The 20,955-nt window shown below is 34.2% G+C and carries 16 protein-coding genes; 10 read left to right on the forward strand and 6 right to left on the reverse strand.

The features are described 5' to 3' along the window. The first annotated feature begins 11 nt into the window (after nt 1–11). The 6 genes from JOE44_RS16115 to JOE44_RS16140 all read left to right on the forward strand — a co-directional run bounded on the left by JOE44_RS16115 (nt 12) and on the right by JOE44_RS16140 (nt 7,849). A complete protein-coding gene (locus JOE44_RS16115; protein ID WP_209786350.1) occupies nt 12–1,979 on the forward strand; it encodes a hypothetical protein in 1,968 nt (655 codons plus the stop codon). A 3-nt stretch (nt 1,980–1,982) separates the two neighbouring features. Continuing rightward, a complete protein-coding gene (locus JOE44_RS16120) occupies nt 1,983–2,882 on the forward strand; it encodes a hypothetical protein (RefSeq protein ID WP_209786351.1) in 900 nt (299 codons plus the stop codon). Nucleotides 2,883–3,353: 471 nt separating this feature from the next. Further along, nucleotides 3,354–5,702, forward strand: coding sequence for a M14 family zinc carboxypeptidase (locus tag JOE44_RS16125; RefSeq protein ID WP_209786352.1), 2,349 nt, complete (start codon nt 3,354–3,356; stop codon nt 5,700–5,702). A gap of 124 nt (nt 5,703–5,826) precedes the next feature. Then, nucleotides 5,827–6,747, forward strand: coding sequence for a WYL domain-containing protein (locus JOE44_RS16130; RefSeq protein WP_105683126.1), 921 nt, complete (start codon nt 5,827–5,829; stop codon nt 6,745–6,747). A gap of 53 nt (nt 6,748–6,800) precedes the next feature. Then, on the forward strand, nt 6,801–7,418 hold the full coding sequence (locus tag JOE44_RS16135; RefSeq protein ID WP_245169799.1) for a hypothetical protein: 618 nt from the start codon (nt 6,801–6,803) through the stop codon (nt 7,416–7,418). Continuing rightward, the gene (locus tag JOE44_RS16140; protein ID WP_209786353.1) at nt 7,418–7,849 is read left to right on the forward strand and encodes a nucleoside deaminase; all 432 of its coding nucleotides are present in this window, start codon (nt 7,418–7,420) and stop codon (nt 7,847–7,849) included. The genes JOE44_RS16135 and JOE44_RS16140 overlap by 1 nt, the downstream gene beginning before the upstream one ends. A 91-nt stretch (nt 7,850–7,940) precedes the next feature. On the opposite strand, the gene JOE44_RS16145 is transcribed toward JOE44_RS16140, so the two are convergent. After that, nucleotides 7,941–8,468 (reverse strand): GNAT family N-acetyltransferase, encoded by a 528-nt coding sequence (locus tag JOE44_RS16145; protein WP_209786354.1) that lies wholly within the window; start codon nt 8,466–8,468, stop codon nt 7,941–7,943. A gap of 71 nt (nt 8,469–8,539) precedes the next feature. Further along, nucleotides 8,540–9,298, reverse strand: coding sequence for a type III pantothenate kinase (locus JOE44_RS16150; RefSeq protein WP_209786355.1), 759 nt, complete (start codon nt 9,296–9,298; stop codon nt 8,540–8,542). Nucleotides 9,299–9,681: 383 nt separating this feature from the next. Here JOE44_RS16150 and JOE44_RS16155 point away from each other — a divergent pair, with 383 nt between their 5' ends. Then, a complete protein-coding gene (locus JOE44_RS16155; protein ID WP_209786356.1) occupies nt 9,682–10,311 on the forward strand; it encodes a hypothetical protein in 630 nt (209 codons plus the stop codon). A gap of 85 nt (nt 10,312–10,396) precedes the next feature. Here the strand turns inward: JOE44_RS16155 and JOE44_RS16160 are convergent, their stop codons facing one another. From JOE44_RS16160 to JOE44_RS16170, 3 genes are all read right to left on the reverse strand, one after another. Beyond that, the gene (locus tag JOE44_RS16160; protein ID WP_209786357.1) at nt 10,397–12,235 is read right to left on the reverse strand and encodes a M1 family metallopeptidase; all 1,839 of its coding nucleotides are present in this window, start codon (nt 12,233–12,235) and stop codon (nt 10,397–10,399) included. 205 nt (nt 12,236–12,440) lie between these two features. After that, entirely contained in the window at nt 12,441–12,920 is a 480-nt protein-coding gene (locus JOE44_RS16165; protein ID WP_209786358.1) for a DUF1572 domain-containing protein, read from the reverse strand. Between the two features lie 190 nt (nt 12,921–13,110). Next, nucleotides 13,111–14,802 (reverse strand): hypothetical protein, encoded by a 1,692-nt coding sequence (locus JOE44_RS16170; RefSeq protein WP_209786359.1) that lies wholly within the window; start codon nt 14,800–14,802, stop codon nt 13,111–13,113. A 168-nt stretch (nt 14,803–14,970) separates the two neighbouring features. Here JOE44_RS16170 and JOE44_RS16175 point away from each other — a divergent pair, with 168 nt between their 5' ends. From JOE44_RS16175 to JOE44_RS16185, 3 genes are all read left to right on the forward strand, one after another. Beyond that, nucleotides 14,971–16,296 carry a hypothetical protein gene (locus tag JOE44_RS16175; protein WP_209786360.1) on the forward strand — a complete coding sequence of 442 codons (1,326 nt, stop codon included), beginning with the start codon at nt 14,971–14,973 and terminating at the stop codon, nt 16,294–16,296. A gap of 646 nt (nt 16,297–16,942) precedes the next feature. Beyond that, nucleotides 16,943–19,138, forward strand: a complete 2,196-nt coding sequence (locus JOE44_RS16180) for a glutamine synthetase III (RefSeq protein WP_209786361.1) — start codon at nt 16,943–16,945, stop codon at nt 19,136–19,138. Nucleotides 19,139–19,477: 339 nt separating this feature from the next. Beyond that, entirely contained in the window at nt 19,478–20,188 is a 711-nt protein-coding gene (locus JOE44_RS16185; RefSeq protein WP_105683117.1) for an NlpC/P60 family protein, read from the forward strand. A 148-nt stretch (nt 20,189–20,336) separates the two neighbouring features. On the opposite strand, the gene JOE44_RS16190 is transcribed toward JOE44_RS16185, so the two are convergent. Further along, nucleotides 20,337–20,912 (reverse strand): pentapeptide repeat-containing protein, encoded by a 576-nt coding sequence (locus JOE44_RS16190; RefSeq protein WP_209786362.1) that lies wholly within the window; start codon nt 20,910–20,912, stop codon nt 20,337–20,339. Nucleotides 20,913–20,955 lie beyond the last annotated feature (43 nt).

Raw genomic sequence — 20,955 nt, forward strand, 5'->3', positions numbered from 1 at the left:
AACTTTAAAAAATGAAAAATATAGATATTAGAAATCTTGCAAAGATTGGTGTGGCTGATGTGGATGTTTATAAGACGGACAGAAGAAAATACTCAAAATATAAGCTTGAAGGAGATGTTACTTTTTATCGTTCAAAAACAAATATGATAGATAAATTGACTAAAAAAGAGAGGATAGGTTTGAATGACTCCGGATATATAGGGCAATTTGGATTTGACAAATTTAATGCGGAACACTGTCCTACTGGGAGCATAATATATTACAGAAATAAAGAAGGTAAGAAAATTACTGATAAGCTTTATACAGGATATTCTTGTCCGTACTTAAGTATTTGGCCACCTAAAATAAATAAAGAAAAAAGCTATGTTTTTTTATATGTAAGTACAGAAAATAATAATGCTGCTCCTGAATTGTTAGAATATGAATGTAAAGAATTGAATGAAAATAATGACTCCTTTATATCTATAACTAACAAAATAACTGTAACTAAAGAACGTACAGAAACTGTTCCTAATTCTGATGATAAATTTTATAAAATAAAAATAGAGTGCTTGGAACCATTTGAAAAGGATATTAGTGTTGAAGCCAAGTATGAAGGAAAAACAGTTGGAAGGCTAATTGTAAAAGCAAATGCTAAAGTATATGAAACAACCATACAGCCAGTTTTTGTTTCTTTTGATTCCGCTCCCTCCACAACTGTTGAATTAAAAGACCATAAAGAATTTGAATTTGTTAATAAATTACATAATTTCTTTAATAAACAATCTTTTAACCAAGCATATATTAAAGGCAATCTTGCTGAGCATACTCACGTTGTAAAATTTGACAAAACTGATTTTCTTAAAGATGATGTAGTTAAAATGAAAGGAAAAAATCTATTCGTAAACTACCAAGAAAACAACCAAAGAAATGCATTGATTTATAATGATTTAATCGAAAACAAATATTCCGCATTATTTTACAATGTAGTAGAAATACAAAAAAATATTGAAAAAATGCAAGCCTGTATAAAAACAATATTACAAGCATTCAAAAAAAATTTTAAGTATGATAATGAATCTAATCTGAAGAAAGCAAAAAAATTTCATGAAGATCATACGGCCACAAATGCCTGGAATCAAATAAAGGATACACTATATAAGGAATATTTAAATTATAAATCAGAGTATTTAAAAAGTAAAATTGTACATCTTAATCAGGATAAAATTGTTTATATATTTGTCAACATGTCTGTGGAAGGTGGTAAAAATGAAGATGCTAAAACACAGGCTTATTCTTATCGAAATTCAGGAATTACGCATATTTTCAAAAGTGCTATTAAGGATGAAGACGCCCTTTCTCTAGTTATTCATGAACTTGGACATTCTTTGGGATTACTCCACACTTTCGAAGACGAAGCCAGTAAAGAAATAAATAGATTAAACACTTTAATAACACGAAAAAAAGCAGAATTAGATGAATTAAATAATGTCAAAGTTGACTTAAAAAAATATTTTACACTTGATACAAAATATAGAGTTATACAGTCTGTTATTGAAAGTTCTGAAAAATCTTTGGTTGATATTGAAGAATTCGAAAAAAGATTTTTAATAAATATTGTCGGTGAAAGCTCTTATTTAAATGACAAATCGGAGCTGGTTACCGATAAAAAAACCTCAGTAATAGAACTTGAAAGTATTAATTTGCCGGATTTTGATGTTAACACAACAAAAAATAAAGTCATGAATGATATTAAAAATTATGAGAGTCAAATTGCAAAATGGACTCCTTATTTAGGTATTGTAAAAAATCAAAGTGAAACTTTAGAAAACATAATGGATTACAGACAATTTGCCGATTTGCAAGAAAGCAATGCAGGAGAAGATGGGAAACCAAATTTTAATCAAAAGTTTAAATACAAATCCTTTTATCAATGGCAATGGCAAAAAATGGTAGAAAAGTCTGTCGATTATGATTATATTAGTCCAATAAAATTGTAAACAATGAAACATATTATTTTCTTACTTATATTTTTAGTAAATTTCTTGGGCGCACAAGAATTCCTGGCAAAATTTGAAGAAAATGGTAAATTTGGATTGAAAGATCAAACTAATATATTATTACCCGCCATCTATGATCGGATAACTACCGATATATTGATTGTAACACACAAAGGGGACGAAACAACCATTTATGATCAGAAACTATCCATACTCTATAAAGATCAGGAGATTTTAACCTATAGGTATTCCGAAAATCCAGATATTTTACAAATTATTTTAAATAACGGAACTTTGGTTACTTATACACGGGATGGATTACTGAGCAATACTTTGCAATTATCCCCACAAAAAGAATCTGACAAATCATATAAAGAAGACAAAAACAATGGTTATCAAATTTATACGATTGAAAAAAATAAAATCCGGGAAAAATCATTTAATATTTTTGTGGATCCTGAAGATGACCTTTTAAATATTAAATATCCTTCTTATGGACAAGAACCAAAATTCTTAAATAATAAAAAGAGTTTGGAAATTGAATATACTTTGAGAAGAAAAAGTACATCAAATGAAAAAATTATAGATTATGGAGATAGTGAGGAAAGATTATTTTCTCCATTAAAGATATCATATATTATTTCAAAACTAAAAAATAAATATGGTGTTTGGGATTTCAAAGAACAAAAAGAAATTATCCCATTTCATTATAAAAAAATTATTCCTTATCAAAATTATTTATACCTGGAAAAAGACGGATTGTCTACCTTCTATCCTAATATAGGTACTGATCCCAGATATAAAAAACTTGAACCTTATATTGGAGCTTTTGCCAGGTTTGAAACTCCGGATGGCAAAAAGGGATGGGTAGATCGAAAAGGGAAAGAATATTTTGATCAATAATAAATAAGCCACTGCAATGCTGTGGCTTATATTTTTTAGACCTGTCACATTCTTGCTACACTCATCACATATAAAATATTAGAAGTCAATTAAAATATGGCAGTATTAAAAATTATACAGAGTATAAAGCCCATAACAACGTAGAATACGACGGAACTTATAAAAAATGGGATGAAAATGGAAATTTGAAGGTATCCTTCTAATAAGAATATAATCGATAAAAAAAATTAAAACACGTCAAGTTTTGACGTTTTCCCTCCCTACTTTTGAAACACAAATAAAAAACACAAAAAATAATCTTAAAATTCTAAAAAAATTTTGAATTCACCATTCACAAAATGCTGGACAGTCAAAACTATGTCTAAAAACCAGAAATCTGGAATATAGCTATCCATCTTTTAAACAAAGCCCAGCCTTTGAAGGGATATTCTAATCTTAACCTATTTAATACAAAAATCATCGAATTTCATTATGAAAACAAAAGAAGACTTAAAACGATACTTCGAAACCGGAGACATACCCACACAAGAGCATTTCTGGTCCTGGCTAGACTCTTATTGGCACAAAAATGACCTGATCCCCTTAAACCAAATTCAAAATAGTGATCAAATTATCCAGCAAAGCAGCAGCTTTAAGGATTATATGAATCCCACTCTGGAAGTTGGAGCACTCGCAATTTCAGGGTCTGTTGGATTTCCCACAGGATCAACGATGAGAGGTAGAACGGATACCTTTTTAGATATCATCTATGCCAACCAAATTGAACTTCTGGGTGATATGCTATTGCAAACTATTTTCTATTACACAGATAAAAATGTTTTTATTGCAAAACAGGATATCAATGCAAAAACTTTCACTCCAACCCTTCCTGCGACAGCAAAAAAATGGAAAGTTTCCCTACATCACGCTGACAAGACACAAACAGTCACTCAGTCAGAATTAAATGCAATCAAAATTAATTGCTACTCATCTGAGTTAATTACACTTAATGATATCGTAGAAAATACAAAAGTATCTGCAAAGGTTATATCAGAATACAATAATTTTGAAATTAATTTAGGAGAAAGTATCAATACAGAAATAGGTAGGATAGCAGTGAATAATGGCTTCAACTCTACCTCCGATACAGGAATACGAACCGCTTTAATTCCTGTAGTTACAGGTAACTATTGGCTAAGCCCAAAATCAGGATATAAAATATCCCGTGTTGTTTTCTATAAGGATGGAATATTCGCCAACCAGAACGTTACTACCAATGACTTTTCAGTGGATAATGCAACCTCTAATCAGGTAAGAATAGTTTTTGAAAAAAATACTCCCACGGATATTATTACTGAGCAGGATCGCTTTGATTTCAACTATATTTTAAAGAATATTAGCGCCAGTAAGTATGATCAATTATTAAATGAAAGTAAAAAAAGCAAGCCTCTTCCATCTACAATTTATACCATAAATGAACAGGTTGCCATCCTAAATACTAATGATACCGACATCAATTTTGATTTAGCGAATCGTAAGATCCTAATTTCCGGGGGAGCAATCATTGACACAGGAAACACAACCATAGGGAGAATTAGTTTGCCCACTACTACCGCGGGTATAGATATGCCTTCTGCAATAACAGCCGGCGTTGTATTGTATAATAAAACAAACAATACAATCATTGTTCAAAATCAAACAGCTGCACCCTTATTAAATCATTTGATTTTGTTTACTTATCGGTATAGTGGTTCGTTCACTAGTTTTTACGTTACCGGTCTGAAAAATTATTCTGTAAACGGAGTTTCTATATATCAAAAGGATGCAAGGCAAATGAATAAATTTGCCGTCGATAATTTCGGGATTAAATATTGGAATGCTCCGGTTTATCCTGCCTTCAATCCTTTAACTCTAAATTCGGATGTTCTTTACCCAATGTATGATCGTGTAATAGCCCCTTTCTCTAATAATGTCACAAAAACAGTTATCGGTCAAACAGAAGGTCCAACACCTTATGATATTTTACGAATTGATATTTCATTTAACAGGAAAGCAGCGCCAACACAAAGGCGCAGAAAGCCACGTATATTTGTTTGCGGAGGTACACATGGAGGTGAAAAGTTAAGTGTTTACACTACCTATTTATTTTTTAAACTCTTGCTTGAAAATCCTGATCAAGATGAAATAATAAACGTCTTACGATCTAATTATGACTGGACATTTATTCCTTTGGTTAACCCATATGCATTAAACGTTGGAAATGTAGGGGGTACAGAATCCGTAAGATGGAATCATAATGGTGTGGATATTAATAGAAATTTTGATTATCGCTGGGCAGAATATGCAGACGGAGGCGCTGGATCACAATCTTATAAAGGTACTGCACCATTCAGCGAAAAAGAATCACAACTGGTGAGAGATACTTTTAATACGATCAAAACAGACACCGTATTATATATTGATTGCCATAATTTTGGTTCAGGGGTTACTATTGATTATCGGGCTGCGTGGTTTGCATCATCATTTAACACTGTTCAAAATGCAATATATTCATTGTGTGACAGATTAGATGCTGAAATAAGGAAACGATATAATTATCTGGCTGATAAAGATCTCCTTGCATTTTCCGATATTGACGGCAGTTCTCCGATGTCTCAGGCCTGGATGGGAAATCAGCAGGTAGCAGCAATGACAATGGAAACAGATCAGGGAGACTTTTACAACCCAACAGATCCTACATCCTTTAACAGTAATGTTATTACAAGAAGTATAGAAACCTATGTAAATACATTCTATTCTATGGGTAAATATGCTGTTGATCTTTATAACAGCAGAATATAATAATTCTCCATAAAGTTTCCACAAATAATAAAACACGACACGTTTTGTCGCATTAACCGCATATATTTGTCTTATAAAACTTTACCATGAAAACGCAGCCCTGCTGCACCCTAAAAATAGAGAAATGAAGAAAGATTTTTATCTGACAAGATATGCCTTAATTATTAAAAGATTAGAGAGTTCTCCGGCTACTTATTCCCAGCTGGAGAGCTATCTTTTAAATTCTTTTGAATTCCAGGATGCTGAAATCAAGAGCTACTCTATCCGTACCCTGCAGAGAGATATCCGGGAGATTTCCAATCTTTTTAATCTCTCCATTCACAACAAAAAAAAGGGAGACAACCGATATTATATTGAGAGCCGTCCCATTATGGAAGTGGATGAATACAACCAAAAACTGCTGGAATCTTTCCAGGTAAGTAATGCCCTGAATCTTCACCCGGATTTTTCAGATTTTATCTTTTTTGAAAGCCGTAAACCTACCGGTGTAGAACACTTTTACGATCTCTTCTTTGCGATTCGAAATAAAAGGGTGGTGACATTTGAACACTACAATTACAAAAACAAACTGATGACCTCCAGAAAAGTTCATCCTTTGGCGTTAAAAGAATCTAAAGACCGATGGTATCTCATTGCCATCGATACAAAAGATAAAGTTTTAAAATCATTCGGGCTAGACAGAATCAACTATCTGGACGTTGCTAAAAATCAGTTCAGAGAGAAGTACAAATACAATTTCAGGGAGCATTTCAAAAATGCATTCGGGGTGATGAATCTGGCAGAGCAGAAACCTCAAAATATTGTATTGAAATGCAGCCGCCATCAGGGAGAGTATATCAGAAGCTTCCCTCTTCACCAATCGCAGAAAGAGACTAAAGAAACGCCTGAAGAAATTTATTTCGAGTTTTTCCTCCATCCAACGTATGACTTTATGCAGGAAATTCTTTCTTTCGGAAAAGAGGTCACCGTTCTGGAACCTAAAGGTTTAGTTGATGACATTCGCAATCATTTACAGGAATCTTTAAACCGCTATCTTGAAAGCTAAGCACAAAGAATGTATTTCATATTTTTTGTTATATTTACATAAATATACCCTTATTGAAAACTTTATTCATTGGCCTCAGCTGTTTTATCTCTACCTTTTTTCTCGCACAGCAGAAAGAAGAGTTCAGACTCGTAAAGAGCTATTATAACCAGCACAGAAATATGCTGAATAAAGAGTTCAAAAAGAAATTTGATGCAGAATCCAACACCGTAAAAAAAACGGCCATAAAGGGTGATTTCCTTTTTTTCATGAAAAAAATGGACAGCATTGAAAATAATGCACTGATCGGAGCTTTATTAAAAGTCAGGAATCTTGAAGATCTTCAGACTATCAAAAACCCAGGATTTGCCTCATCTGGAAAGTTTTCAAACGCTGAAAAGAGTGCAGATTATCCTGGCGGGATCAATTCTCTGAGACAGGAAGTCGCCAATCTGCTGTATGTTGACGGGGTATATTCTGAAGTAAAAATGATAAAAACGGATGTCGCTTTTATTGTTGAGAAAGATGGAACAGTCAGCAATGTTCATGCACAAGGGGATAATTTCACCTTCAACAGGCAGGCAGAAATTGCCTTATATTCTCTGGCAGAAAAATTTTCTCCGGCAACGATAAAAGGAGACCCTGCCATTTACCATTTTAAACTTCCTTTAACCTTAACCATAACGGATTAATGTTTACAGACGAATATTATATGAAAATGGCACTGCAGGAAGCAGAAGCCGCTTTAGAAAAAGATGAGGTTCCTATTGGATGTATTGTGGTTTCCAATAACAGGATTATTGCAAGAGCCCATAACCTTACTGAAACACTGAATGATGTTACCGCACATGCTGAAATGCAGGCAATCACCTCAGCAGCAAACTTTCTTGGAGGAAAATATTTAAAAGACTGTACACTTTATGTAACCATGGAGCCATGTGTCATGTGTTCCGGCGCACTTTCCTGGTCTCAGATCTCTAAAGTAGTCATTGGAGCCCGTGACGAGCAGAGAGGGTTTATCAATAAACATCTTTCGCTGCATCCAAAAACAGAAGTTATCACAGGAATCATGGAAGCCGAATGCTCTTCAATTGTTAAAGATTTTTTTAAAAGCAAAAGATAGTCTTTTAATCATCACATAAAAAAGGGGCGGATATTTTCCAATATCCATCCCTTTTATTTTATAGCGTATAGAATTCTGTATTCCTCTCGAATCAGTCATTAAAAATAGAATATCTCACAATATCAAAATATTCTCCGTCTTTCTTAATTTCCTGTTTTAAAATGGCTTCCTGCTCCATTCCTATTTTTTCCATAATTCTTCCGGATGCCGGGTTATGAAGGAAATGAGTGGCAAAAATTTTATTGAATTTCAAGGTATGAAAACCAAAATCTACAACAGCTTTTGCTGCTTCGGTCACATATCCTTTATTCCAATAAGACATTCCGATCCAATAGCCAAGCTCTGCTTTATCATCATCTCTGTCATGAAGACCGATTGCTCCGATGATATGTCCGTTTTTGTTACGAATCCCAAAAGTATATCCGGTATTGTTATCAAAAGCTTCTTTTGACATTTCCAGCCAGGATCTGGCATCGTTTTCCACGTAGGGATAAGGAATATTGGAGGTAAGATCAGAATAAATTCTGTGCTGAAGATATTCAACAATGAAAGGAATATCCTTCTCCTCCAGTTGTGAAAGAATAAGCCTTTCAGTTTCTATAATCGGAAATTTTTTCATGATAATAAAATTAAGGTTGAGGTGAAGACTAAGGCATTACCCGGATTCAACCTGAACCTTAATCTTTTAATTTATAAATCTTTTCCAAGGAAGTAAAGTCCTTTCAGGGTGTGAAGTCTGTCCATCACATGAATTTTGTCTGTCAAAGGTTTATAGACGTGGGAAACTCCTCCTGTTGCCACTACAAAACAATCATCATTAACTTCGTCATTGATACGGTTGACAAAACCTTCTACCATTCCTAAGAAGCCATACACCATTCCACTCTGCATACAGGTTACGGTATCCAATCCCAAAACAGATTTTGGCTTTTTCAGTTCGATATCCGGAAGCTGTGCCGTCTGGTTGATGAGTGAATTCAGAGAAGTAACAATTCCCGGAGCAATAATTACGCCTAAGGTCTCCCCGGTTTCAGCCACGCAACTTGCTGTAAGAGCCGTTCCGAAATCGATAACAATCTTTTTCTTACCAGGATATAGATTATGGGCTGCTACAAGGTTTGCATAGATATCTGTACCCATTTGCTTGGATTTTGCCTGCACCGCTGAAGGAGTATTCCTGTCAACAATAACAGCAGTAGTTTCATGAATTTTTTTGATTCCTGAGCTCATTACTTTGGTAAGCTGAGGTACTACGGATCCGATAATTACCTTATCGATTTCTTTGGGTTCAATTTTATACGTTTGGTAAAGCATCAGCATCTGTACATAAAGCTCATCTGCTGTTCTGTAAGGCTTTGTATTGATTACCCACGAAACATCACAATTATCACCATTGAAAAGACCAAATCTGATATTGCTGTTCCCTACATTGATTACGATTGAATTCATTGACATATTTTTCAGAAGAAATTCATTATATATAATTGAAATTCCTGCTCGATTTTGAGGGATTAAATTTAATCATTTTTATAAAAAACCAGCCCCCAATCTCTTATAAATTAAGTTTATCTTAAAAATACTTCTGTAAAAAGCGCTTCAATGCAAAACAAGTACGTTTGAAAGCTGCACGATTCCTCTGAGGGCTACAAACAAGGTTGTTTTTCTTTTTACGAGATATCGGAAAGTCTTAACCAGGCTGCGGGAAACAAAATGAGGCGTATTTTTATTATTACAACATACATTTGGTTCATAAAAGCTAAAAAAAATCTATAGAAACCTATTGCTGAGTGATTAAAAAAAATTATCCTTGTACAAGAATTAAAAAACAAAAAATGGATAAAAATTTAAAAGCTATCGCCTATTTTTTATTTATAATTATGAGTTGTAGTATAAATGCACAAACTAATTATAGTTTCGATTATAAATTTCTGATAAAAAGCAGTCATAGTCCTATAAATAAATCCCAGTTCCTGATCAACTCTGAAAATCCAAAGTATATCATGTATAAATATAATGACGATATATCCAAGTTATATGATTATGAAAATAATGAAGTTATAATGCTCAATCACAAAACGGATCCTAACAAGAATATTTATAACTTCGTTTCTTCTCAAAAACTTACCTCTCAAAATAGATTTATAACCGATGATATTATCGTTGAAAAAATCGGAGAAAATAAATATTTAATACAATATTCCCGCATTTTTGAAAATATAAATAGGAAGATTAAGCTAACGATCAAATTGAAACCATGGGATAAAGATTTAATTCGATTTTATTATTCAGACCTGGGTGATGATATTGACAAAATGCTTCTCTCAAGCTTAAAAGAAAAATTGAATGGGAATTATGATTTTATTATAGAAAGCTATACTATAGATTATAAAAATGGCTTTAAGGTCACTAATTCAATAAAAAATGTAGAGAAAATCAATTTGAAAATAGCACTTCAGAATTAGGATAAAACCGCAGAGAATTCAGCAGCATCTATTATGTACACTATAAAAAAAGAGCTATCTCAAAATGAAATAGCTCTTTTTTAGTTTATTTTACTTCTACAAAATTATTCTCCATATTCACATCTGCAATTCTCTGACTGAAATCAATTCCCAAAACAGATAACTGAGATTTAGTATAAGGAATGGTAAGCGTGTATTCTTTCTGAGTCCAGGGCCAGTAAGGCATTGTTTTAAGCTCCCCGTAGATATCTTTTTCTTTCCATGTATGAGTCATATTCAATGGGATCTGATACGTAATAACTTTCTTATCCGCAGTCATCACTCCAAAATCAATAGGCATTGGGACCTGACCATTATTAACCAGGGTAATAGTGGTAGACTTGGCATCATATTTTACATCTTTGATTCCGTAATCGATTGTCTTTGTTGTATTAATCCAATAGTTGTGGAACCACTTCAGATCCATTCCGGAAACCTTTTGGGCAATGTGAAGGAAATCTCTGTCTGAAGGATGTTTCGTACTCCATTGATCATAATATTGTTTTAACGTTTCTGCAAGGTTCTGCTCTCCCATAATGTATCCAAGCTGTACCAGGTATAATTCTCCTTTTACATAAGATGCATAGGTATAAGATGTACCGTTATCATGATGATCTCCCAACCAAACAGCCGGTTCTTCAATTCCTTTTTTGATAAATTTTCTGTAACCATCAAGCGTTTTTGCAAACGGGTTTGGCAGATCTTCAGGGAACAGCTGATACATGGTATATCCTTCTGCATAGCTTGTGAACCCTTCATCCATCCATGGACGAACAGACTCGTTAGTAGCGAGCATTTGCTGATACCATGAATGAGAGCCTTCGTGAGCCATTAAGCCCATTAAATCTTTAACATTTTTAGCTTCCCCTAAAATCATAGTACACATTCCGTACTCCATTCCGCCATCTCCTCCCTGGATAAATGCATAAGTTGGGTATACATATTTTCCAAAGTGGGCATTCATGATCTGGAAATACTTCGTGATGTAAGGTTGTGATTCACCCCATGCTTTTGTTTTATCATTTTTCTGATAGACCAGATATACTTTTGGTCCTTCAGGAACATTGAAGCTTTCTACAGAATAATCTCTGTCTGCACTCCATGCAAAGTCAAGGATATTTTTTGCAGTCCATTTCCAGGTTGCTTTTTTATCTTTTTCTGTTTTTATTTTAGCATTGGCATCGTAGCCTTTTACTTCTGCAGGGTTCTCCAGAATTCCTCCTGCTCCCACTACATAATCTTTATTGATTTTAATGGTAACATCAAAATCTGAGAACGGCGCATGAAATTCTCTTCCCAGATAATCAAAAGTTGCCCAGCCGTCATAATCGTACTCCGCAATTTTTGGATACCATTGGGTCATCGTCATGTCTACCCCTTCCCTGTTGTTTCTTCCACTTCTTCTGATCTGCTGAGGGATTACAGAATCCCAGTCCATCGTAAACGTAGTGGTAGAGTTGGGTTTAATAGGTTCTGCCAGGTATACTTTCATAATGGTTTCCTGAACTTCAAATTTCAGGTCTTTTCCATTTTGTTTAATCCAGTGAATATTCTGAGCTCCTTCCTGATCTTTTGGAATAGAAGCCAGTCTTGAAATACCATCTTTCTGCAGTCTTCCGTCACCATTTTTTCCTTGGGAAGCCACTCTCTGATCCATCATAGAATTAGGTTTGAAAGCATTCCAGTATAAGTGGAAATAAACCACATTCAGCTTATCCGGCGAATTGTTGGTGTATTCTAAAGTTTGTTTTCCCTGATAGGTAAATTTTTCAGCATTGACATCAATATCCATCTTGTACTTCGCAGCCTGCTGATAATAAGCTCCTTGCTGAGCCTGAAATTGTGAAATGATAAACGCAAAAATGATTGCAGCCGATTTTCTCATTTAAAATTTTATTTTTTTCTAAAGGTAGGTAATTTAAATAAAAGCCTCAAATAGGAGTTATTCTGAGATTTTATTCTGTTTAATATGGTTTTAGATAGATTTTAATCTGAATTGTTAAATTATCTTTTGAGCTTTATTTCCAACAATCCTTGTCAAGGTTTAAAACCCTGACAAAGATTATCTATCCACAGCTTTTCAAAGGTGTTCATTTATTTTCAGAGGTTTTTAATAGTTTTTTGATTAAAGTAATCTGTCCCAGATGATAATAGCTGTGTTCAATCATTCCATCGATATTCCTACGGTAAGTTCCGTACTTTTCATCTGCAAAAACCTCATCAAGTTTGGAATCAGGCATCTGTTCCAGGAGTGCTGCGAATTTTTCAGAATTTTTCCAAAATTTATCCAACAAATCCTCCCATTGTTTCTGCGATTCTATGGGAGGAAGGTCAAAACTGAATTGATCTTTAATTTCAAGATTCCCACCTTCAAAAACATTCATAATTCCTGCAATATAATAATCTATATGGAAAGTGAGCATTGCAATGGTATTAAGAGAGTCTATCTTTGTCACAGCCTGTTTCCAAGTCACCTCTGAAAGCTGATCTTTAAAATTGGTATTGGCGATCCAGAGACCATCCAGCAGAACCTCTCTGAATCTTTTCGCAAGTTGTGAAACTGAGCTCATGGATATTTTATTTATATTTCCTAAAGATAGGTTTTTATTTAAACACAAATTTCACCAATGAAAACCACTATTTTAAACACAATAAAATAGTGCAATTTGTGCAAATAAATTTGTGATATTCGTGTTTAACTAATTACAAAAAAACCTCAGATACAAATGCACCTGAGGTTGATATTATAATGAAATATAATTATTTTTTAGTGGAAGCTTCTTTCTTTCCACTTCTTAAAATCTTTTCAAGGATTCTTAAAGTGATCAGATAGGTTGGTTTTACTCCTGTAAGACCTAAGCCTCCTGAAGACAACGTACTTCCTGTTTCCAGCGGATTATCCGATGCATAGTAAGCATAGCATACAAAAAGATCTGGTGAAATATGATGTCTGATCTTGGAAGCTACCTGAATAGCTTTCTGATAATGTGCTCCTTCCATTTCAAGCCCAATAGCCTTCCATGAAGTATTCATAAAGTAAGAAAGGATATCTTTATTCTGAAGAGAAGTTCCTAAAACAGTAATCATGGGTCCTTCAAAAGCTTTCAGTTCATCATCGTTGAAATCTTCCAGCTTTAAAGCATTTTCAAAAGGATAGTTATCTGCTGTTCCTTCAAAAATATGAGAAGTAGGAATCATAATATCTCCTTTTTCTCCGGTAAGGATACCTGCTTTCCCCATAATGGAAACAGATTTTACATGCATCATATACACTTCACCTTTATGCTCAAAAGGTCTAAGCAACTCATCCATTACTTCGAATGCCTGTTCACCGAATGCGTAATCAAAAACCATCACCACATCGTCTCCACCGAACTTGCAATCAGCAAATGGAGTATTCTTCAGGTCTGTTTTGCTGAGGTCTATAATCTGAACATCAATATTACTTCCGCTTTTATCAGCAATATGAATCATCCCTTCATCCAAAGCATATTTTGATACTTTGTCACGAAGTTCTTTTTTGTTTGAAATTTCTTCGTACAGTTTATAATCAATTTCATGATGCTGCTTCTTTTTAAGGGCATTATTGGCATACAGCATATTTTTCACCGAATGCATATTGGCAGAAATAATATGTAACGGACGCATGTGAAGATTCTTTTCAAATAAAACCTCTTTCACTTTGTTGGCCCATTTTTCTCCAAAATAATGGTGCCCTACTCTTTCTTTTAATATAGAACTGAAATGAATTTCTCTTTCTCTGCTTCCTTTTGCATCATCAAGACTTACTTTTCCTAAGTTGTAAATGATTTTAAACAAACGGTCAGGATTTTGATCGTCACCAAAAGTATTGTAAGCCCTTAAAGTCTCATCAAAAGATCTTCCTATTAAAGAAGAAAGATGGATAAGCGCCACTTCTTTTTCTTTTCTGCTGAATTTCTTTTCTCCTTTTACTACTTCTTCAATGATTTTGAAAGCACGTGTAGGCTTCCAGTTTTCATCCTGAATGAATGCCAGATTACGGATTTTATCAGCTTCTATAAAAAGGAAGGTAAGGTGGGTAAGAATGTCATAAATTTCGGAACGGCCCAAAAGAACCTCAATATTCATCTGGTGTTCGTCTATTCTATAACAGTTTCTTCTTCTTTTCTTTGGAACAATGGGTTCGAAACTTCCTTTATCAAACCCTTCATCAGATGTAAGATGAATAAAAGCACATTCTTCAATTCCTTCCGGAAGTCTGTCTAGTACATACATCAAGCCGTCAAGCTCCAGTTTGCTTGGAATATTCATGGTTCCATAAATTTCCGGATTGATGGTCTTTAACAAACTTCTGATACTCTCTCCTGAAACTCCACCCGGCTTGAAAAATCCTCTATAAAATAAATGTCTCATAGAGATGTATAGTCTTTCAATAGCCTCTGTTGTTTCTCTTGCTCTAGAATTTGTCATAAAATAAATTTCACACAAATATACAAAATCTTTGCCCATTTTATTTTAACTGTCTTTTAACAAGTCGTTTAAAACATATGCTTCAGGCTAATGAATATTTGTTTTAATACGTCGAGATTTGGCGTCTGCTAAGGCTAAGTTTGCCATAATTACACTAAACATATACAGATGAGCTATCCAAAAAGATTAGGATTACATACGCAATATCCATCGATGAGTATTTCAGATATTACACAACAGGAAATATTAGCAGTAAAAGACAGGGAAGAAGATGATGTTCTTTTTCTCAATAAAACAGAACTTAATACGGTAAAAACTCTTTTTCAGATTCGTAATGCAAATTATTACAGAAAACATATTAAGCCCATTCAGTTATCTGATTATTCCACAGATATTTTCCCTAAAGAAAGGGTCTTTATTGTAGGAAAAATATTTCCGGTAATCAATATTCTTTTCAACTACGCAGGAGTAAAAGATGTGGAACAAAATGTCAACCCGCTTGTTATAGAAATTGTAGAAGGAGCTTCTAAGGTAAAATATTTTGATTCCGCCATTCATCATTCAAAATATATTAATATTGATGGTGGTAAAATTAAAATACTTCTTCCAAAAAATTATGTTGGCAATAACTTTCCTCAATTGATGTATGATTTCCTAACCAACAAAAATTCTGTAGAAAAATATATTGGAGGAGAATTTCCTGATTACGAAACTTATCAACTTGCTTTACGAAACAAAGCTATAAAAATACAAGACTGGAAAGGACAGGATGGTTCATGGCTGACAAAAGACAGGGCAGAAAATAATGATACCTGGAGAAGAGCTTATTCTTATATTATTGAGCACAAAATACCTGGAAGACTTGCTCCTTTTAAACAAATTTATGATTTTTACGAGGGTGTAGACTGGAATATTAAGAACCGTTTCGGGCATGAAGTAAAGTGGTGCAAAGGAGCTAAAGGACTGGTAAAAGCATTATCGAACTCACTGGAAGGAGGAAATAGCTTTTTAGCCAATGATGTCGAAACGATTCTCAATGAATTAAATTTAGGTATTTGTGATTTTGCCATAACCAAATTTCATGAGCTGATGTATGGACAATATGCTAAAACTCCTTTAAAAGGAGACGCGGCCTATACCTGGGATAAAGAATTTATCCAACATGAACAAGGGGTTGTAGCCCCGCCCATTTATGGAAAAACGGGTTCATCAACGATATCCAGATTCCAGAATATGGCAGACAAAGACCCTTTCGGCGGATGGCATGGAGCCGGAGCTCAGGCAATTAGTTGGTTTAATGACATTGTTCCGGCATTTGATGATTTTACGCCTAATGCTAAAGTAACAGATTCACAATTCAGGATAGATTTACCATTATTAATGCTATATTTATCAAAGCATAAACCAAAGTGGTATGGATTTAAAGGCAAATTACATTCAGATGGAACTGTAAATAATGAAATTGTAAAAATTATTAAACCTTATGAAAAGTAAATTAAATAGAATTTCTCTTTTTTGGAAAATATGGATTTGTCATATCTTTATATACTTTCCTATCAGAGCTTTGTTTTTTTTGTTTCAGCTGGATGAAACACCTGATTTTACTCAAATTGTTAAATCAATTCTGATTTCTCCTTTTGCCGGAATATATGGATTATTTGATAAGTTCCCTCTTGTAATCCTCCTTCAGATGCTGGTCATGTTTTTTATAAATGCAGTTATTTCTTCTAAAAAAATACTCCCTTATCTCTTGATAACTTTTGCAACTCACATCTTATTTTATGCATTTGATATTTATGACATGGATTATTTTAAGCCTTTTCTCTATTCATTTTTTATTTTTCTGCCGATCTTTTTATTTATTTTCAGGAAAAATCTCAAGAATTAGTGTAAATAATTGTAAATTTAATTCGATATATATACAGGAAGGCAGCAAATACAATCTTTTTTGCACTGCTTAGGCAACTGGCATTCTTATTTACAATTGTTTTTGAACAGGAAACACAAAACACCCTGTTAAAAAACACCAAACAATCGTTTAAATTGTATAAATTTTCAAAAGACCCCTAAAATTTTTAGGGTTAAAATATTTTTGATTCATTTTTTTTGTAAATTTGCCCTGTAAAAAATCAACCCAATTATGTCAACCTTAAGATTCAAAGCATTAGAAACCCTTCCATTTAAGGATTTCAGAAAAGACAACTCTGTTGAGATCCCTGCGAAATTATCAGAGCTATTCTGTAAAAATGTTTTCTCAGAAGAAACAATGAGAGAATATTTAACGAAAGAAGCATTCGGTTCTATCATGGATGCGATTAAAAAAGGAACTAAGATCCAGAGACATATTGCAGACCAGGTAGCTGTAGCAATGAAAGACTGGGCAATGAGCAAAGGGGTAACCCACTATACTCACTGGTTTCAGCCTTTAACAGGTACTACTGCAGAAAAGCACGATTCTTTCTTCACTCCAATTGAAGGAGGCAGAGCTATTGAAAGATTCAGTGGAAACATGCTTATCCAACAGGAGCCTGACGCATCGTCTTTCCCTAACGGAGGTATCAGAAATACTTTTGAAGCAAGAGGTTATACAGCTTGGGACCCTACATCTCCGGCATTCATTATGGGAACTACATTATGTATCCCTTCAATCTTCATTTCTTATACAGGAGAAACATTAGATTATAAAGCACCTCTTTTGAGAGCTTTGAACGCTGTAGATGAAGCTGCAACGAACGTAATGCAGTATTTTGATAAAAATGTAACGAAGGTAACGCCTACTTTGGGTTGGGAGCAGGAATATTTCCTTGTTGATTCAGCATTATACCAATCACGTCCGGATCTTGTATTAACAGGTAAGACATTGTTAGGACATTCTCCGGCAAAAGGACAGCAGCTGGATGACCACTATTTCGGTTCTATCCCTACAAGAGTAATGAACTTCATGAAAGAGCTGGAAATCGAGTGTATGAAATTAGGTATACCTGCTACAACAAGACACAACGAGGTAGCCCCTAACCAGTTTGAGCTTGCTCCAATGTTTGAAGAAGTAAACGTTGCTGTAGACCACAACTCTTTGTTGATGGACATCATGGCAAGAGTAGCCCACAAACACCACTTCCACATCCTTTTCCACGAAAAACCATTCGCCGGAGTAAACGGAAGTGGAAAACACAACAACTGGTCTTTAGCAACAGATACGGGAGAAAACCTGTTAAGCCCAGGAAAAAATCCAAAGAAAAACTTACAGTTCTTAACCTTCTTTGTTAACACAATCAAAGCGGTTCATGAATATGCAGACCTTTTAAGAGCAAGTATCGCTTCTGCAAGCAATGACCACAGACTTGGGGCTAACGAAGCTCCCCCGGCAATTATTTCCGTATTCATCGGAAGTCAGTTGTTCAGCGTATTGGAAGAACTTGAAAAAGTAACCAACGGAAAACTATCTCCGGAAGAAAAAACAGAATTAAAATTAAATGTAGTTGGAAAAATTCCTGAAATCCTGTTAGATAATACAGACAGAAACAGAACTTCTCCATTTGCATTTACAGGAAATAAATTTGAAATCAGAGCGGTAGGTTCTTCTGCAAACTGCGCAGAGTCTATGACAGTAATGAACACTATTGCAGCAAAACAACTTAACGATTTCAAGAAAGAAGTTGATGCTTTAATTGAAACAGGTCTTAAGAAAGATGAAGCCATCTTCAATGTATTGAGAGAATACATCAAGCAGTGTAAAAACATTATGTTTGAAGGTGACGGATATTCTGATGACTGGGCAAAAGAAGCTAAGAAAAGAGGATTAAACAACCTTAAAACAACTCCTGAAGCTTTAAAGCAGGAAATGGACAAGAAATTCTTAGATCTATATGAAGAGATGGGAATCTTTAACCACAGAGAAGTTGAAGCAAGAAACGAAATCAAATTAGAGAAATACTCTACTGTTATTGATATTGAGGCAAGAGTTTTAGGTGATATCGCAAGAAACCACATTATTCCTTCTGCACTAAACTATCAGAACAGATTAATTGAAAACGTAAAAGGTCTTAAAGAAATCTTTGGTGACAAAGAATTCAAAACTTTAGCAAAAGAACAAATGAGTTTAATTACAAGCATTTCTGAAAATGTTTCTAAAATTAAGCTTGGTGTTGAGGATCTTCTGAAAGCCAGAGAAACCGCAAAAAGCACATCAGACAGCCAAAAACAGGCAGAAAGCTATTGTAATAAAGTAAAGCCATTATTTGATCCAATCAGAGAAGCTTCTGATGCATTGGAAATGATGGTAGACGACGAGCTTTGGCCGATGACAAAATACAGAGAAATGTTGTTTACAAAATAACGTCCTGTAAAGTTCCATATTAGTTTAAATTCCTCGGTTTTCCGGGGAATTTTTTTGTTTTATTAACAGCCCTGAAAATTAGAGTTTTAAATCACAGAACCTGATATATAGAAGAAAATCGACAGAGTTTGTTAAAGAATCTTAATAAAAAAAACCGCACACTTACCAAAAATAGGCCGTTGCGGTTTATTTTTCTTTAACATATGCAAACAATATGTTAAAATGTGTTAAAATAAGATCCTGACAATTATCATATCAGGGGTCTTTTGCTCGGAATCTCTACTTTTGTATTGCTTTTGAAAATAAATATTCCTTTTTAACACGGATAATCAAATATATATGAAGAAAAGAGTTTTGTTTTATTTAGTTGCTTTAGTTACTACAGTTTCATTGCAATCGTGTGCTACAAATTATGTGGTTTCAAAACCAGCAACTTACACAAAAGAATACAAAACAGATGCCAAACTAGCTTCTATAGATAACAAAAAAATAGAGCAGGATAAGCAAAGACTTATCGACTCTTTCCTTGCTGAAAAGGCAGCATCTATCGCTAGTGCTAAAAAAGCAGTTAAGAATTCTGAGATTGCAAAAGCAATCAAACATAATAAAACCATTGACGGTATCCTTGAAGAAGCTGAAACATATCTTGGGACTCCTTACAGATACGGAGGGACAACAAGAAACGGTATCGATTGTTCAGCTTTTGTTCTTTCTGTATTCGGAGCAGCAGCAGGGCTTAGCTTACCAAGAGTAGCAGCATCTCAGGCTCAGGAAGGTGAAAGAGTAGAAAAAGGAGAATTACAGAAGGGAGATTTGATTTTCTTCTCTCATGGAAGAAGAATTTCTCACGTAGGTATTGTAGAGAGTGTTTCTGAAGAGGGTGAGATTAAATTTATCCACGCAGCAACATCAAAAGGAGTAATGATTTCTTCACTGAATGATTCTTATTGGGGGCCTAAGTTCAGATTTGCTAAGAGAGTGATTAATGAAGAAGGAGAAAATTATAACAACTTAGCAGCAACTACTCCAGCTACACCAGCAAATTTTTAATTTTATAAATAATTGATTTAAATAATGAAGCCATCAGAAATCTGATGGCTTTTTTATATGTGTTGTTTACATTAATTTTTGGCTAAAGCCCAGTTCTGTTGAATGAATTTCTATTTATTTTAGTTCTGTAATTCCACAGTTACCGGTATCAGCCATTCTTATCAATTTCAATATCCAGTTTATAGAGCAGTCCATAGATTTCAGAAAGCGAAAATTTAGCCTTTTTAAGCCTGTTTAAAGCCGGATCTATTGAATAGTTAACCGATGTGCGGAAATCTGCTTTTTCAAGGTTTGTACTATCAAAAACAGCGCCCGACAAATCGCAGTGAGTGAAGACGGCATTTGACAGATCACATTCAGTAAAATCCACCTCTATTAATTTGGTATTTTTAAAGACAGTCTTCTTAATGGAAGTCTGATAAAAAACGGAGTTATTTAAAGCACTTCCGTCAAACGTGAAAGATAATCCAAAGGCATTACAATCATTAAACTGAAGTCCAAACATTTTACATTCTTTGAAAACCACCTCATGGAAGGCTGTTTTGATAAGCTTTGTCATGCTTAGATTACAGGCTGTAAATTCACAGTCTGTAAAACTGAAACCGGACAGATTTCCGTATTCAAAATTACAGTTTCTGAATGTACAGTTTTCATATTCTCCTTTTTGTAATTGGGTAAGATCAATATTTTCAAAATCCTGATCCAGGATATAAGCATCTTTCATTTTTTATGATTTATAGAACGACAATATACTCCACAATCTGCAG

Origin of the sequence: Chryseobacterium sp. PvR013 (assembly GCF_017833095.1) — a bacterium.
GTDB lineage: Bacteria > Bacteroidota > Bacteroidia > Flavobacteriales > Weeksellaceae > Chryseobacterium > Chryseobacterium culicis_A.